General features: G+C 67.0%; 15 protein-coding genes. 10 read left to right on the forward strand and 5 right to left on the reverse strand.

Translation table 11 applies throughout. From position 1 onward, the window contains the following. The first annotated feature begins 3 nt into the window (after positions 1-3). The 4 genes from biuH (at position 4) to M0765_RS10120 (ending at position 4,023) form a co-directional block, all read left to right on the forward strand. The gene (gene biuH / locus M0765_RS10105; protein WP_258503475.1) at positions 4-705 is read left to right on the forward strand and encodes a biuret amidohydrolase; all 702 of its coding nucleotides are present in this window, start codon (positions 4-6) and stop codon (positions 703-705) included. Positions 706-716: 11 nt separating this feature from the next. Beyond that, entirely contained in the window at positions 717-2,312 is a 1,596-nt protein-coding gene (locus M0765_RS10110) for an ABC transporter ATP-binding protein (RefSeq protein WP_258503476.1), read from the forward strand. Between the two features lie 269 nt (positions 2,313-2,581). Further along, on the forward strand, positions 2,582-3,253 hold the full coding sequence (locus M0765_RS10115; protein ID WP_258503477.1) for a cysteine hydrolase family protein: 672 nt from the start codon (positions 2,582-2,584) through the stop codon (positions 3,251-3,253). Further along, on the forward strand, positions 3,250-4,023 hold the full coding sequence (locus tag M0765_RS10120; protein WP_258503478.1) for a GntR family transcriptional regulator: 774 nt from the start codon (positions 3,250-3,252) through the stop codon (positions 4,021-4,023). The genes M0765_RS10115 and M0765_RS10120 overlap by 4 nt, the downstream gene beginning before the upstream one ends. Positions 4,024-4,036: 13 nt before the next feature. Here M0765_RS10120 and M0765_RS10125 read toward each other — a convergent pair whose 3' ends face one another. Next, positions 4,037-4,840: an exodeoxyribonuclease III gene (locus M0765_RS10125; protein WP_258503479.1), complete on the reverse strand. Its 804-nt coding sequence runs from the start codon at positions 4,838-4,840 to the stop codon at positions 4,037-4,039. A 12-nt stretch (positions 4,841-4,852) separates the two neighbouring features. Here M0765_RS10125 and pyrE point away from each other — a divergent pair, with 12 nt between their 5' ends. Then, a complete protein-coding gene (gene pyrE, locus M0765_RS10130; RefSeq protein ID WP_258503480.1) occupies positions 4,853-5,536 on the forward strand; it encodes an orotate phosphoribosyltransferase in 684 nt (227 codons plus the stop codon). A 10-nt stretch (positions 5,537-5,546) separates the two neighbouring features. After that, positions 5,547-6,236 (forward strand): DUF4124 domain-containing protein, encoded by a 690-nt coding sequence (locus tag M0765_RS10135; protein ID WP_258503481.1) that lies wholly within the window; start codon positions 5,547-5,549, stop codon positions 6,234-6,236. A gap of 21 nt (positions 6,237-6,257) precedes the next feature. Here the strand turns inward: M0765_RS10135 and gatB are convergent, their stop codons facing one another. Genes gatB through gatC form a run of 3 tightly spaced genes read right to left on the reverse strand, consistent with a single transcriptional unit; the run spans position 6,258 to position 9,572 of the window. Further along, positions 6,258-7,748, reverse strand: coding sequence for an Asp-tRNA(Asn)/Glu-tRNA(Gln) amidotransferase subunit GatB (gene gatB / locus M0765_RS10140; RefSeq protein WP_258503482.1), 1,491 nt, complete (start codon positions 7,746-7,748; stop codon positions 6,258-6,260). 1 nt (position 7,749) lies between these two features. Next, the gene (gene gatA, locus M0765_RS10145) at positions 7,750-9,276 is read right to left on the reverse strand and encodes an Asp-tRNA(Asn)/Glu-tRNA(Gln) amidotransferase subunit GatA (RefSeq protein ID WP_258503483.1); all 1,527 of its coding nucleotides are present in this window, start codon (positions 9,274-9,276) and stop codon (positions 7,750-7,752) included. Further along, positions 9,273-9,572: an Asp-tRNA(Asn)/Glu-tRNA(Gln) amidotransferase subunit GatC gene (gene gatC / locus M0765_RS10150; RefSeq protein WP_258503484.1), complete on the reverse strand. Its 300-nt coding sequence runs from the start codon at positions 9,570-9,572 to the stop codon at positions 9,273-9,275. Before gatC ends, gatA begins: the two co-directional genes overlap by 4 nt. A gap of 215 nt (positions 9,573-9,787) precedes the next feature. Here gatC and M0765_RS10155 point away from each other — a divergent pair, with 215 nt between their 5' ends. From M0765_RS10155 to mrdA, 4 genes are all read left to right on the forward strand, one after another. Next, positions 9,788-10,831: a rod shape-determining protein gene (locus M0765_RS10155; protein WP_007833435.1), complete on the forward strand. Its 1,044-nt coding sequence runs from the start codon at positions 9,788-9,790 to the stop codon at positions 10,829-10,831. 83 nt (positions 10,832-10,914) lie between these two features. Further along, on the forward strand, positions 10,915-11,880 hold the full coding sequence (gene mreC / locus M0765_RS10160) for a rod shape-determining protein MreC (RefSeq protein WP_258503488.1): 966 nt from the start codon (positions 10,915-10,917) through the stop codon (positions 11,878-11,880). Then, on the forward strand, positions 11,877-12,398 hold the full coding sequence (mreD, locus tag M0765_RS10165; RefSeq protein WP_126747836.1) for a rod shape-determining protein MreD: 522 nt from the start codon (positions 11,877-11,879) through the stop codon (positions 12,396-12,398). The genes mreC and mreD overlap by 4 nt, the downstream gene beginning before the upstream one ends. A gap of 69 nt (positions 12,399-12,467) precedes the next feature. Continuing rightward, on the forward strand, positions 12,468-14,435 hold the full coding sequence (gene mrdA, locus M0765_RS10170; protein ID WP_258503489.1) for a penicillin-binding protein 2: 1,968 nt from the start codon (positions 12,468-12,470) through the stop codon (positions 14,433-14,435). 46 nt (positions 14,436-14,481) lie between these two features. Here the strand turns inward: mrdA and fahA are convergent, their stop codons facing one another. After that, positions 14,482-15,750, reverse strand: coding sequence for a fumarylacetoacetase (fahA, locus tag M0765_RS10175; protein WP_258503491.1), 1,269 nt, complete (start codon positions 15,748-15,750; stop codon positions 14,482-14,484). Positions 15,751-15,763 lie beyond the last annotated feature (13 nt).

Raw genomic sequence — 15,763 nt, forward strand, 5'->3', positions numbered from 1 at the left:
GCCATGACAACAACAACTGGCCGCCACGTAGAGGCCGAGCCCTATGCCTGGCCCTACAACGGCGCGCTGCGGCCCGACAACACCGCGCTGATCGTGATCGACATGCAGACCGACTTCTGCGGCAAGGGCGGCTACGTCGACGTGATGGGTTACGACCTCTCGCTGGTGCAGGCACCGATCCAGCCGATCGCGCGCGCGCTCGCGGCGCTGCGGCCGCTGGGCTTTCACGTCATTCACACGCGCGAAGGCCACCGGCCCGACCTGGCGGACCTGCCCGCCAACAAGCGCTGGCGTTCGCGCCAGATTGGCGCTGGCGGCGTGGGCATTGGCGACGACGGGCCGTGCGGACGCATCCTGGTGCGCGGCGAGCCGGGATGGGAGATCATTCCCGAACTGGCACCGCTCGCCGATGAGGCTGTGATCGACAAGCCCGGCAAGGGCTCGTTCTACGCCACCGATCTCGAGCTGATCTTGCGCACGCGCGGCATCGAGAACCTCATCCTCGCGGGCATCACCACCGACGTGTGCGTGCACACCACCATGCGCGATGCCAACGACCGCGGCTTCGAATGCCTGCTGCTGTCCGATTGCACCGCTGCCACCGACCACGGCAACCACCTGGCGGCGCTGAAGATGATCACGATGCAGGGTGGCGTGTTCGGCGCCCACGCCACCTCGCAGGCGCTGCTGGCCGCGCTGGACTGACGAACGAACGCATGGCCGACACGTTCCACGCCATCGGCGCACTGCCTGCGGGCAGCGGCGCCCTCGCGCTCGACACCTACGAATTGACCAAGCGCTTCGGCGCCTTCACCGCGATGGAGCGCGTGACGATGCGCGTCGAGCCTGGCACGGTGCATGCGCTGCTCGGCGAGAACGGCGCGGGCAAGAGCACGCTGGTGAAATGCGTCGCGGGCTTCCAGCGCGCGGAAGAAGGCAGCATCCTGATCGACGGCCGCGAGCAGGACATTGCCAACCCCATCGTGGCGCGCGCGCTCGGCATCGGCATGGTGTACCAGCACTTCACGCTCGCGCCGGGCATGACCGTGGCCGAGAACCTGCTGCTCGCAGGCGGCAAGACGCCGGCACTGATCGACTGGAAGGCGAAGCGGGCCGAACTCAAGGCCTTTCTGGCGACCACGCCCTTCAGCCTCGACCTCGATGTGCGGCCATCAGAGCTTGCGGCGGGCGAAAAGCAGAAGCTCGAACTGCTGAAGCAGCTCTACCTGAAGCCGCGCCTGCTGATCCTCGACGAACCGACCTCGGTGCTCACGCCGCAGGAGGCCGACGAGGTGCTCGGCCACGTGCGCGAATTCGCGCGAAGCGGCTTGTGCACCGTGCTCATCATCACGCACAAGTTTCGCGAAGTGATGGCCTATGCCGACAGTGTGACGGTGCTGCGCCGCGGCAAGGCGGTGCACCACTGCCGCGTGGCGGACACGAGCCCTGCGCAATTGGCACAGGCCATGATGGGCGGCCAGGCTGCGATGTCGTCCGCGCCGGCTGCATTGCCTGCTGCCAGAAAGACCGTGCCCGAGGCGGCGCCCGTCGCATTGAGGGTCGAAGGCCTCAAGGCGCAGGGTGACCGTGGCACGCTGGCACTGCACGATCTGAGCCTTTCCGTGCGCGCGGGCGAAATCCTCGGCGTGGCGGGCGTCTCGGGCAACGGGCAGCGCGAGCTGGTCGAGGCCCTGGTCGGGCAGCGCCCGCGGCTGGCCGGCCGCGTGACGGTCATGGGCCAGCCCTACAGCGCACGCCGGAGCGAGAACCGCAGTCTCAAGGTGCGCAGCCTGCCCGAGGAGCCGCTGCGCAACGCTTGCGTGGGCGACCTCAGCGTGGCGGAGAACATGGCACTGCGCGATTTCGACCGGCCGCCTTTGTCGCGCGGCGGCGTGTTGAACTTTCCCTTCTGGCGCAATCGGGCGCGCGATTGGATTGCCGAATACGGCGTCAAAACGCAAGGCGAGGGTGCGCCGATTCGCAGCCTCTCCGGCGGCAACGTGCAGCGCGCGGTGCTGGCGCGCGAACTCGCGGGCGACATCAATGTGCTGATCGCGGCCAATCCCGTGTTCGGCCTCGACTTCGCTGCGGTTGCCGAGATCCACGAACGCATCGTGCAGGTGCGCGAGAAGGGCGGGGCGGTGCTGCTCATCAGCGAAGACCTCGACGAACTGCTGGAGTTGGCCGACCGCATCGTCGTGATGAGCGAGGGTCAGATCGTGTTCGAGACTTCAGCGGCGGGCGCCGAACGGCATGTGATCGGGGCACACATGGGTGGCGGGCATCATGAACCTTTGAAGGCTGTGGCATGAGTGCCCTGCTTTCCGTGGGGAGGCCGCCCGGTGTGCGGTGCGGCACGGTCGACCCCACTATGCCGGCCGCTTCGCGGCTCCCCTGCGGTGCTCGCGTTTCGCGGGGTCTCGCAGAACTCGCTTCGCTCAAACAGCTGCGAGCCCTGATCCGCGAAACGCTGCGCTCCTCGGGGCACAGAGGGGCCGCCCGCCCCGCACCGCAAACCGGGCTTCGAGGTGGGGTGTTTGCCCCTGGTGCGCTCGAGCCCTCTGAACAAGCGAGCAACAACATGCGCATAGAAGAAGCCATTCCCTTCCCCTACGAGTTCGAGATAAAAAACACTGCGCTGGTCCTCATCGACATGCAGCGCGACTTCATCGAACCTGGCGGCTTCGGCGAAACGCTGGGCAACGATGTTTCGTTGTTGGAAGCGATCGTTCCTGCCACGAAGGTAGCGCTGTGGGCCTGGAGAGAAGCCGGCGGCCTCGTGGTGCACACCCGGGAGGCGCACAAGCCTGACCTCTCCGATTGCCCGCCTGCCAAACGCAACCGCGGCAACCCGGCATTGCGCATCGGCGACGAAGGCCCGATGGGCCGCATCCTTGTGGCGGGCGAACCGGGCAACCAGATCATCGACGCGCTGGCTCCGATCGAAGGCGAAATCGTCATCGACAAGCCCGGCAAGGGCGCGTTCTACGCTACCGGCCTGCATGAATTGCTGCAAGCGCGCGGCATCACGCACCTGCTGTTCGGCGGGGTGACCACAGAAGTGTGCGTGCAGACCAGCATGCGCGAAGCCAACGACCGTGGCTACGACTGCCTTCTGCTCGAGGATTGCACCGAGAGCTACTTTCCGGCCTTCAAGGCGGCCACGCTCGACATGGTTCGCGCCCAGGGCGGCATCATCGGCTGGACGGCATCGAGCGCGGCGCTGCTGGCTGTGCTTCGCGGTGGGCAATGACAGCGACTAATATTCCCCACGTGTCTACTGTTCGTTCCCGCCCCGCCTCGCCCGTATCCGCCGTCCCCGCCGCCGGCGAAGCCGTTTTTCGCACCCGCGCGGACGAGGTGTACGCGCAGCTCAAGCGCGACGTGGCCGATTTCATCCTCGTGCCGGGCGACCGCTTTACCGAGAACGAGATCAGCGAGCGGCTCGGCGTCTCGCGCACGCCCGTGCGGCAGGCGCTGTTCCGCCTGCAGCAGGAAGGGTTCGTCGAGGTGCTGTTTCGCAGCGGCTGGCGCGTGCTGCCGTTCGACTTCGACCAGTTCGAGCAGCTTTACGACCTGCGCATGGTGCTGGAGACCACCGCCGTGCATCGCCTGTGCGAAGCCGACCGCCGCGTCGACCGGAGCCTGCTCGACGCGCTGGCCGACATCTGGCTCGTGCCGGTCGCCCAGCGCAGCAGCGACACCGCGCAGGTGGCGCAATGGGACGAGGCTTTTCACTGTGCGCTGGTGGCTGCCGCGGGCAACGCCGAGATGGCGCGCGTCCACGGTGACGTGACCGACCGCATCCGCATCATTCGCCGCCTCGACTTCACGCAGCAGCCACGCATCGATGCCACCTATGACGAGCACGGCAAGATCCTGAAGGCCGTGCGCGCCAACCGCGGCGATCAGGCCGCAATGCTGCTGCGCGCGCACATCGAGACCAGCCAGGCGGAAGTGCGCAAGATCACGCTGCACCAGGTGCACCTGGCGCGGCACGCTGGAAAGACGGCACCGCGCTGAGCGGCGGCCTTCGCTACAGCGTGAAGTCGTAGTCCACCGTGATCGGCGCGTGGTCGCTGAACTTGATGGTCTTGTAGATCTGCTCGTTGCGCGCCAGGGCGCCGAGCGCCGGCGTGGCCAGGTGGTAGTCCAGCCGCCATCCCACGTTGTTGGCGTAGGCCTGGCCGCGGTTGCTCCACCAGGTGTAGGCCTCGGCCGTGGTGTCGGGCTTGAGCATGCGGTAGACGTCCACCAGGCCCGCGCCGTCGGTGCCGGCGTCGAGCAGACGGGTCATCCAGGCACGCTCCTCGGGCAGGAAGCCGCTGTTTTTCTGGTTGCCGCGCCAGTTCTTGAGGTCGATTTCCTTGTGCGCGATGTTGATGTCGCCGCAGAGGATGAACTCGCGCTCCTTCTTGAGCGCGACGAGGTGCGGGAAGAATCCCTTCAGGAAGCGGAACTTGGCCTCCTGGCGCTCTTCGCCCGAGCTGCCGCTCGGAAAGTAGCAGCTGATGATCGAGAGCTTGCGCTTTGGGGTGTCGAAGCGCAGTTCGAGATACCGGCCTTCGGCATCGAATTCGGTGTCGCCCCAGCCCACGACCACGGCGCTTGGCGCGTGCTTGGTGTAGATGGCGGTGCCGGCATAGCCTTTTTTCTCGGCAAAGTGGAAATGGCCCTTGAGCCCGGCCATTTCTTCGAACCGGCCTTCGATGTCGCTTGCCTGCACCCGGATCTCCTGCATGCAAATACAATCCGGCGCAAGTTCGGCCACCCAGTCCGCCACCCCCTTCGTGGCGGCCGAACGCAGGCCATTGAGATTGAGGCTGGTCAGTTTGAACACAAGGAAATTCCGATGGCTGTAGATGGTGTGGAAAGCAGTGCGGTGGCGCAGGATTTCGTCCAGTTCGCACTCGACGCAGGCGTGCTGCGCTTCGGCGAGTTCAAGACCAAGGCCGGCCGCCTGAGCCCCTACTTCTTCAATTCGGGCCTCTTCGACGACGGCGCCAAGATCGCGCGTCTCGCCGGATTCTATGCAGACCGGCTGATCGAAAGCGGTGTCGAGTTCGACATGATCTTCGGCCCCGCCTACAAGGGCATTCCGCTGGGCGCCACGGTGGCGGCCGAACTGGCTCGGCGCGGCCGCAACTATCCCTTTGCCTACAACCGCAAGGAAGCCAAGGCCCATGGCGAGGGCGGCAACCTGGTCGGTGCGCCGCTCAAGGGCCGCGTGCTCATCGTCGACGACGTGATGTCGGCCGGCACCGCGGTGCGCGAATCGATTGCGGCCATCGAAGCCGCCGGCGCCACACCGCACGCGGTATCGATTGCGCTCGACCGGCAGGAGAAAGCCACCGAAAACGGCGTGGACGTGGACCACAGCGCCGTGCAGTACGTGCGCAACCAGCTGGGCCTGCAGGTGGTGGCCATCGCCACGCTCGACGACCTGCTGAACTACCTGTCGGGCAACGCCGCCGCCGACCTGGGTGCGCATCGCGAGCGCGTTCTCGCCTACCGCGCCCGCTACGGCGCCATTTGAGGCCACTCCCATGCCCGTGCGCAAGCTCGATCAGCCGGCCCGCCCTCTCGCCACGCCGGTGCTGCCGCTGCTGCTGCCGCTGATGGCGGCGCTGTTGCCCATGGCGGCGCCGGCGCAGCCCGCGCCGGCACCGGCCGCCATCTATTCGTGCACCGACGCCCGCGGCCGCACGCTCACGGCCGACCGGCCGATTGCCGAATGCATCGACCGCGAGCAGCGCGAACTGAGCCCGAGCGGCACCACGCGCCGCAAGATCGAGCCGACCTACACCGCGCGCGAACTGGCCGAGCGCGAAGACCGGGCCCGCGAGGCCGCGCTGCAGGCCGCGCGCCTGATCGACGAGCGCCGGCGGGAGCGTGCATTGCTGGTGCGCTACCCCAACGTGACCGTGCACGAGCGGGAGCGCAAGGAAGCCCTGGTGCAGATCGATGCGGTGATCCAGGCCGCGCAGAAGCGCCTGGCCGAACTTGCCGAAGACCGCAAGAAGATCGACGAGGAGCTCGAGTTCTACAAGCACGACGTCAGCAAGGCGCCGGGCGCGGTGCGCCGCAAGCTCGAAGACAACGCGCAGAGCGTGGCGGTGCAGAACCGCTTCATCGGCGAGCAGGAAGACGAGAAGAAGCGCGTGAACGCGCGCTTCGACGAAGAGCGCGCGCGCCTCAAGCAGATCTGGTCGCCCCAGAACGGCGGCGGCAAGTAGCCTCGCCGCCGGAGGGGCCGGTCAGGCCAGCTTGGCCTTGAGCAGTTCGGTGACCTGGGCGGGGTTCGCCTTGCCGCCGCTCGCCTTCATCACCTGGCCCACGAGGCCGTTCAAGGCCTTTTCCTTGCCAGAGCGGTACTCGTCGACGTTCTTCTGGTTCTTGGCAATCACCTCGTCCAGGATCTTGTCGAGCGCGCCGGTGTCGTTCATCGGCTTCAGGTCCTTGGCCTCGATGATGGCGTCGACGTCGCTGCCGTCGCCCGTCCAGAGCGCATCGAACACCTGGCGCGCCGCGTTGTTGGGCAGCGTGCCGTCGGCAACGCGTTGCACTAGCTGGGCCAACTGCTGCGCCGAAACCGGTGCGGCCTCGATGCCGATTTCCTGTGCGTTCAGGCGGCGCGCCATTTCGCCGGTGATCCAGTTGCTTGCAAGCTTGGGGGTTGCTCCGGCCTTTACCGCGTCGTCGAAGTAGCGCGCGAGCGCCGGGCTCTGCGTGAGCTGCGCCGCGTCGTATTCGGACATGCCGTGGTCGCGCACATAGCGCTCGGCCATGGCGCGCGGCAGCTCGGGCATGGTGGCACGCACCCGCTCGATCCAGTCGGCTGCGATCACCAGCGGCGGCAGGTCCGGATCGGGGAAGTAGCGGTAGTCGGCCGAGTCTTCCTTGGCGCGCATCGCACGCGTCTCGCCCGTGTCGGGGTTGAACAGCACGGTGGCCTGTTCGATCTTGCGGCCGTCTTCGATCTCCTCGATCTGCCAGCGGATCTCGTAGTCGATGGCCTGCTGCATGAACTTGAAGCTGTTCAGGTTCTTGATTTCGCGCCGCGTGCCGAGCTTTTCGCCGGGCCTGCGCACCGACACGTTGGCGTCGCAGCGGAAGCTGCCTTCCTGCATGTTGCCGTCGCAGATGCCGATCCACGTGACGATCTTGTGCAGCTCGCGCGCATAGGCCACGGCCTCGGCGGTGGAGCGCATGTCGGGCTCGGTCACGATTTCGAGCAGCGGCGTGCCGGCGCGGTTCAGGTCGATGCCGCTCTGGCCGATGAAGTCTTCGTGCAGCGACTTGCCCGCGTCTTCCTCGAGGTGGGCGCGCACCAGGCGCACCGTCTTCTTTTCTTCGCCCAGGAAGAACGACACCGAACCGCCTTGCACCACCGGAATCTCGAACTGGCTGATCTGGTAGCCCTTGGGGAGGTCGGGGTAGAAGTAGTTCTTGCGCGCGAACACGCTGCGCGGCGCAATGTGCGAGCCGAGCGCCAGGCCCAGCTTGATGGCGCGTTCGACCGCGCCCTTGTTCATCACGGGCAGCGTGCCGGGCAGCGCCAGGTCCACTGCGCAGGCCTGCGTGTTGGGCTCGGCGCCAAAGGCGGTGGAGGCGCGGCTGAAGATCTTGCTGTTCGTCGACAGCTGCGCATGCGTCTCGAAGCCGATGATGACTTCATAGCCGCGCACCAGCGGACCGGTCGGGCGGCCTTGTTGTTGTGCTTCGAAGGTGTTCACTGTCTCGCTCATTTCAGAAGCCCTCCGGCGTGCGCATGTGCCAGTCGGTGGCTTGCTGGAAGCGGTGCGCTGCACCGAGCAGCTTCGCTTCGCCGAAGTAGTTGCCGATCAGCTGCAGGCCGACGGGCATGCCCGGCTTGCCGATGCCCTGCTTCGAGCCTTGCATGCCGCTGTCATCGAAGCCCGCGGGCACGCTCATGCCGGGCAGGCCGGCCAGCGACGCAGGCAGCGTGAAGATGTCGGCCAGGTAATCGGCCACCGGATCGTCGCCATGCTCGCCGATTTTCCAGGCGGTGGTCGGCGCGGCAGGGCCGGCGATCACGTCGCACTGCTTGAAGGCCTGCTGGAAGTCGTCGGCGATCATGCGGCGCACCTTTTGCGCCTGCAGGTAGTAGGCGTCGTAGTAGCCGTGCGAGAGCACGTAGGTGCCGATCATGATGCGGCGCTTCACCTCGTCGCCGAAGCCTTCGGCGCGCGTGCGCTCGTACATGTCGCCCAGGTCCTTGTACTGCTTGGCGCGGTGGCCGAACTTCACGCCGTCGAAGCGGCTCAGGTTGCTCGACGCCTCGGCCGCGGCCAGGATGTAGTACACCGGGATCGACAGTTCGGTGCGCGGCAGGCTCACTTCGACGCGCTTTGCGCCGAGCTTCTCGTATTGCGCGAGCGCCGCATCGACGGCGGCGCGCACGCCGGGCGCCACGCCTTCGCCGAAGAACTCCTTCGGCACGCCGATGCGCAGGCCCTCGAGCGAGTCGTTCAGCGAGCGGCTGAAGTCTTCGGCGGGCTTGTCGAGCGAGGTGGAGTCGCGGTCCAGGTCGGGGCCGCAGAACGCCGACAGCAGCAGCGCGCAGTCTTCGGCCGAGCGGGCCATGGGGCCGGCCTGGTCGAGGCTCGATGCGAACGCCACCATGCCGTAGCGCGAGGCGCGGCCGTACGTGGGCTTGATGCCGGTAATGCCGCAGAACGAGGCCGGCTGGCGGATCGAGCCGCCGGTGTCGGTGCCGGTGGCCGCGGGGGCCAGGCGTGCCGCCACGGCCGCCGCGCTGGCGCCGGACGAGCCGCCCGGAATGCGCTCGCGGTTCCAGGGGTTTTGCACCGGCACGGCCTTGTCGTGGCCCACGGCGGGCACGGCGACGTTCTCGTTGGCCGAGCCCATGGCGAATTCGTCGCAGCTCAGCTTGCCGAGCGTGACCGCGCCGGCCTCGGCCAGGCGGCGCACCACGGTGGCATCGAAGGGTGAGCGGTAGCCCGCGAGCATCTTCGAGCCGGCGGTGGTGGCGAAATCGGTGGTAACGAAGATGTCCTTGTGCGCAATCGGCACGCCGGCCAGCGCCGGGGCATTGCCGGCGGCAAGCTGCACGTCGGCCGCGCGGGCCTGCGCCAGCGTGACTTCCTCGTTCACATCCACGAAGGTGCCGAGCGATTCGTGGGCCTTCATGCGGCCCAGGAAAACCTGGGAGGCCTCGACGGCGGACACCTTGCGGTCGGCCAGGGCCTTGGCCAGGGCGACCACGCCCATCTGATGCAATTCGCCGCTCATTCGATCACCTTGGGCACGAGGAACAGGCCGGCTTCGACGGCCGGGGCGCTCTTCTGGTTGGCTTCGCGGTTGTTGGGCTCGCTCACCACGTCGTCGCGCAAACGCAGCGTGATGTCCTCGATGGCGGCCACCGGGTGGGCCAGCGGCTCGACGCCGGCGGTGTCGACCGAACGCATACGTTCGACTAAATTAAAAAAGCCGTTAATCTGGCTGAGCATGCGCTCGCTTTCGTCGGAAGCAAGCTGCAGCCGTGCCAGCGAGGCAATGCGTGCAATATCTGAAGCGGAAAGTGACATGGGTCGAACCGGTTGGAAAAACCGGAAGTAATCGCACGCCGGAGGGGGTGCTAACACGGGATTCAGAGGGGATTCAGGTATTATCCCGCCTTTGCCGCAACCCCCGCGAACGCGCCGGCTTTTGCGCCAAAAACGATCAATTCACCCCGTCAAACGACCCAAAAAACAGAGCGACGACCTGCCGACGCGCAGGCGTGCTCCAGAGGATTCCGCACATGTTTGGAGCTTTCCGTCGGTACTTTTCCACCGACCTCGCGATCGACCTCGGCACCGCCAACACACTGATCTTTGCCCGCAACAAGGGCATCGTGCTGGACGAACCGTCCGTCGTCGCCATCCGCCACGAAGGCGGCCCCCACGGCAAGAAGGTGATCCAGGCCGTCGGCCGGGAAGCCAAGGCCATGCTGGGCAAGGTGCCCGGCAACATCGAGGCGATCCGCCCGATGAAGGACGGCGTGATTGCCGACTTCGTGATCACCGAGCAGATGATCAAGCAGTTCATCAAGATGGTGCACCCGCGCACGCTGCTCACGCCGAGCCCGCGCATCATCATCTGCGTGCCCTGCGGCTCCACCCAGGTCGAGCGCCGCGCCATCAAGGACGCGGCCGAAGCGGCGGGCGCCACTTCCGTCTATCTCATCGAAGAACCCATGGCCGCGGCCATCGGCGCGGGCCTGCCGGTCAGCGAGGCTTCGGGCTCGATGGTGGTCGACATCGGCGGCGGCACCACCGAAGTGGGCGTCATCAGCCTGGGCGGCATGGTCTACAAGGGCTCGGTCCGCGTGGGCGGCGACCGCTTCGACGAAGCCATCATCAACTACATCCGCCGTAACTACGGCATGCTGATCGGCGAGCCGACGGCCGAGGTCATCAAGAAGAACATCGGTTCCGCCTTCCCCGGCTCCGAAGTGAAGGAAATGGAAGTCAAGGGCCGCAACCTTTCCGAAGGCGTGCCGCGCAGTTTCACCATCAGCAGCAACGAAGTGCTGGAAGCCCTGACCGATCCCCTGAACAACATCGTCTCGGCCGTGAAGAACGCGCTGGAGCAAACGCCGCCCGAGCTGGGCGCCGACATCGCAGAGCGCGGCATGATGCTGACCGGCGGCGGCGCACTGCTGCGCGACCTGGACCGCCTGCTGGCCGAGGAAACCGGCCTGCCGGTGCTGGTGGCCGAAGACCCGCTGACCTGCGTGGTGCGTGGCTGCGGCATTGCTCTCGAGCGCATGGACCGCTTGGGAAGCATCTTCACGAGCGAGTGAATGCGCCACTGCCATCATCGGCCGGCCCTGCTTGTGCAGGCCGGCCTTTTTGCCATCTGACGTTGCACAGCCAGGCCTGAACCATGCCCTTGGGCACGCTCGATCGCACAGCCCCGCCCCTGTTCAACCAGGGGCAGTCGGCCCTGAGCAAGTTGATTTTCTTCGGTGCGCTCTCGCTGTTCCTGATGGTGGCCGACGCGCGCTTTCATCTGGTTCAGCCGATCCGCGCGGCCGTCGGTGCGGTGCTCTATCCGGTGCAGTGGCTGGCGCTCAAGCCGGTGCAGTTCGTGGTGGGCGGCAGCCGCTACTTCGAAGACCTGCAAACCGCCCAGCGCAACGAAGAAGAAGCCCGCAAGGCGCTCATGCAGCAGGCCGAGCGTGCGAGCCAGGCCGACACGCTCGCGCAGGACAATGCGCGCCTTCGCGCCTTGCTCGAACTGCGCCAGACCACCCAGGCGCCGGGTCGCGCCGCCGAGGTGCTCTACGACGCCGCCGACCCGTACACCCGCAAGATCGTCATCGACCAGGGGCTCACGCACGGCGTGGCGGCCGGTTCGCCGGTGATCGACGCGGACGGCGTGCTCGGCCAGGTGACGCAGGTGCTGCCCTTCACGAGCGAGGTCACGCTGGTGATCGACCGCGATCTTTCCATTCCCGTGCAGAACACCCGAACCGGCGTGCGCAGCGTGGCCTTCGGTGACGCGTCGGCGCACGGCGCGGGGCTGGAGCTGCGCTTCATGGCCGCCAATGCCGACCTTCAGGAGGGCGACCTGCTCTCCACCAGCGGCGTCGACGGCGTCTATCCGCCCGGCCTGCCGGTCGCGAAGATCGAGCGCATCGAGCGCCGTGCCGATTCGGCCTTTGCGCGCATCTACTGCGTTCCGCTGGCGCGCGTGACGGCCGCGCGCTACGTGCTGGTGCTGGCGCCCACGGGAGCGCCCGCGGCACCGCCCGCGCCGGCTGCTCCCGCGCGCGGCAAGAAGCCCGAGCCCAAGCCGGCTGCCAAGGCGGACAAGGCCGACAAGAAAGCCGCGGAGCGCGCCCGATGATCAAACGCCCCGGCCAACAGCAGCTGCTGCTGCCCGTCAGCCCGCTCTTCATGTGGTCGAGCCTGGTGGTGGCGCTGCTCATCAACATGATTCCGATCGGCCGCGCGGCGTGGATGCCCGACCTGCTCGCGCTGGCCATCGTGTTCTGGGGCGTGCACCAGCCGATGCGCGTGGGCATTGGCGCGGCCTTTGTCTTCGGGCTGTGCATGGACGTGCACCAGGCGTCCATGCTGGGCCAGCATGCGCTGTCGTACACCACGCTGGGCTTCTTTGCGATCACCATCCACCGGCGCCTGCTCTGGTACCCGGTGGCTTCGCAGGCGCTGCAGGTGCTGCCGCTCTTTGCGCTCTCGCAGTTCATCGAGGTGGTGACGCGGATGATCGGCGGTGGCATCTTTCCGGGCTGGTGGGTGCTGGCCTCCCCGGTGGTCGAGGCCGCGCTGTGGCCGCTGGCAACGGCGCTGCTGCTGGCGCCCCAGCGCCGCACGCCGGAACCCGACGAGAACCGTCCGCTCTAAGCCCTCACGCAATCTGCATCGCCCTACGCATTTGCCAACGCACTTGCACGCGCCTAAGCTCACCCCGCCATGACCGAAATCCGCAACGTTGCCGCCGACCTCGCGCGCTTCAAGCGCCGCATGATCGTGATCGGCATGGTGGTGCTCTTCGCCTTCGGGCTGCTGGGCGCGCGGCTGTTCTACCTGCAGGTGGTGCGGCACGACGACCTGGCCGAGCAGGCCGAGAGCAACCGCACGGCCATCGTGCCGGTGGTGCCCAACCGCGGGCTCATCCTCGACCGCAACGGCATCGTGCTGGCCTCGAACTACTCGGCCTACACGCTGGAGATCACGCCTTCCAAGGTGGGCGACGTCGAAGAGACCATCGACGCCCTGACCCAGGTGCTCGAGGTTTCGCCGCGCGACCGCCGCCGCTTCAAGCGCCTGCGGGAGGATTCGCGCAGCTTCGACTCCATTCCGATCCGCACCCGCCTGAGCGACGAGGAGGTGGCCCGTTTCGCGGCGCAGCGCTACCGCTTTCCGGGCGTGGAAATCAAGGCGCGGCTGTTCCGCAACTATCCGCATGGCGAGGTCGCCTCGCACGTGCTCGGCTACATCGGCCGCATCAACCAGCGCGAGAAGACCGCGATGGAAGACTGGGCCGAGGAAGACCAGGCCAACTACAAGGGCACCGACTACATCGGCAAGCTCGGCATCGAGCAGAGCTACGAAAAAACGCTGCACGGCCAGACCGGCGTCGAGCAGATGGAAACCTCGGCCGGCGGCCGCGCGGTGCGCCGGCTTGCCAGCCATCCGGCCACCCCGGGCAATACCGTGATGCTGTCGCTCGACATCAAGCTGCAGAAGCTGGTCGAAGACATGTTCGGCGACCGCCGCGGCGCGCTGGTGGCCATCGACCCCAAGACCGGCGAGGTGCTGGCCTTCGTGAGCAAGCCGACCTTCGACCCCAACCTTTTCGTCGAAGGCATCGACACCGAAAGCTGGAAAGAGCTCAGCGAATCGCTCGACAAGCCGCTGCTCAACCGGGCCCTGCGCGGCACCTACCCGCCCGGCTCGACCTACAAGCCCTTCATGGCACTGGCCGCACTGCAAACGGGCAAGCGCGGCGCCAGCGTGGTGGTGAACGACCCGGGGTACTTCAACTTCGGCGGCCACCGCTTCGGCAGCCCTGAAGGCAACCTGGGCGGCGTCGACATGCGGCGTTCCATTCAGGTGTCGAGCAACATTTATTACTACTCGCTGGCCAACGAGATGGGCGTGGACCTGATCCACGACTTCATGAAGCCGCTGGGCTTCGGGCAGCTCACAGGCATCGACCTGGGCGGCGAGGTGCGCGGCGTGCTGCCCAGCACCGAGTGGAAGCGCAACGCCTACAAGCGGCCCGAGCAGAAGAAGTGGTACGCGGGCGAAACCATTTCGCTGGGCATCGGCCAGGGCTACAACACCTTCACCATGCTGCAGCTCGCGCAGGCCACGGCCATCGTGGCCGATGGCGGACTGAAGCGCAAACCGCATCTGGTGCTGGCCACGCGAAACACGGTCAGCGGCGAGGTGGCTCCGCTGCCGCAGCCGCCGGCCGAGAACCTGGGCTACACCGCCGCCAACGTCGCGGTGATTCGCGAAGGCCTGACCAGCGTGGTGACCAGCGGCACCGCGCGCAGCGTGTTTGCCGGCGCGGGCTACCAGGCGGCCGGCAAGACGGGCACTGCGCAGGCGGTGACGCAGGCGCAGAACACCAAGTACAACGCCCGCGCGCTCGAAGAGCACCAGCGCGATCACGCACTGTTCATGGCGTTTGCGCCCGTCAACAACCCGAAGATCGCCCTGGCGGTGATCGTCGAGAACGCCGGCTGGGGTGCCGGCGCCGCGGCGCCCATTGCGCGCCGCGTGTTCGACTACGTGTTGATGGACCAGTACCCGAGCGAGGCCGACCTGGCCGCCGTCAGGATCGGCAAGGCCGGTGCGCCGATCGGCAAGCCGCGCGTGGCGAGCGAAGTGGCTTGGCCGGTGGCCGGCACCGCTGCGGCCGCGCCCTGATGGTTTTTCTCCCTCTCCCTCTGGGAGAGGGGACAACACGCAGACCTCAGGCGATCACGGTTCCGGCAACTTCACCCAAGCCGATGCGCACCGCGCCCTCCCGCTCGCAGTAGCCGCGGATGACCAGCGTGTCGCCGTCTTCAAGGAAAGTGCGCTTCTCCCCATTGGGCAGCGTGATCGGCTGCTTGCCGCCCTGCGTGAGTTCTATCAGCGAGCCGGCTTCGTCGGGCCTGGGGCCCGAGAGCGTGCCGGAGCCCAGCAGGTCGCCCGGCTGCAGGTTGCAGCCGTTCACCGTGTGGTGCGCGACGAGCTGCGCGGCCGTCCAGTAGGCGGCTTCGGTGGTGTTGCCGCGCGTGAGCCGCGTGGGCGCTTCGCCCGCGGCGCGCATCTTCGCGGTCTGCAGCAGCACTTCGAGCGTGATGTCCAGCGCGCCGCTTTCTCGGTTCGAGGGCGCATCGAGGTAAGCCAGCGGTTGCGGGTCTCCCGCGGGCCGCTCGAACCTGGCGCGGAACGGCGCCAGCGCTTCCATCGTCACGATCCATGGCGACAGCGTGCTCGCGAAGTTCTTCGAGAGAAACGGGCCGAGCGGCTGGTATTCCCAGGCCTGCAGGTCCCGCGCCGACCAGTCGTTGAGCAAGGTCACACCGAATAGGTGGTCTTCGGCCTCGCCGATGGCAATCGGCTCTCCGAGTGCGTTGCCGCGGCCGATCAGAAAACCCAGTTCCAGCTCGTAGTCGAGCCGCTTCGAAGGGCCGAAGCTCGGCTCTGCAGCATCCGGTGCCTTGGTCTGCCCCTGGGGGCGCTTGAAGACCTGGCCGCTCACACCGATCGACGAAGCACGGCCGTGATAGCCGATGGGCACCCACTTGTAGTTGGGCATCAGCGGCTGGTCGGGGCGGAACAGCTTGCCGATGGTGGTGGCGTGGTGGATGCCGGTGTAGAAGTCGGTGTAGTCGCCGATGCGGCAGGGCACGGTGAGCTCGGCCCTGGCCTGCGGCAGCAGCGCCTTCGACCATGCGGCCTCTTTGCCACTGCCTTCCGCAAGGCCCGCCGAGATGGCCGCGCGAAGTGCCTGGCGGTCTTTCACGCTGGCGTTCATCAGCGCGTTCATGTCGTCGGTATCGACCAGGCCTGCCGTCTTCAGGTCGAGCACCTGGTCGCCGATGGCCACCCCGATGCGAAAAGCCTCGCTGCTGCCCGCCGCGCGAAAGCGGCCGAAGGGCAGGTTCTGGATCGGAAAGTCGCAGCCGGCTTCATTGGCCGAGGCAACCCAGCTGCGCAGCTTCGGGTCATGGGTGGCGTTAAGTGCGGTCATGGAATGTCTTTCT

It is taken from the genome of Variovorax sp. S12S4 (genome assembly GCF_023195515.1).
Taxonomy (GTDB): Bacteria; Pseudomonadota; Gammaproteobacteria; order Burkholderiales; family Burkholderiaceae_C; genus Variovorax.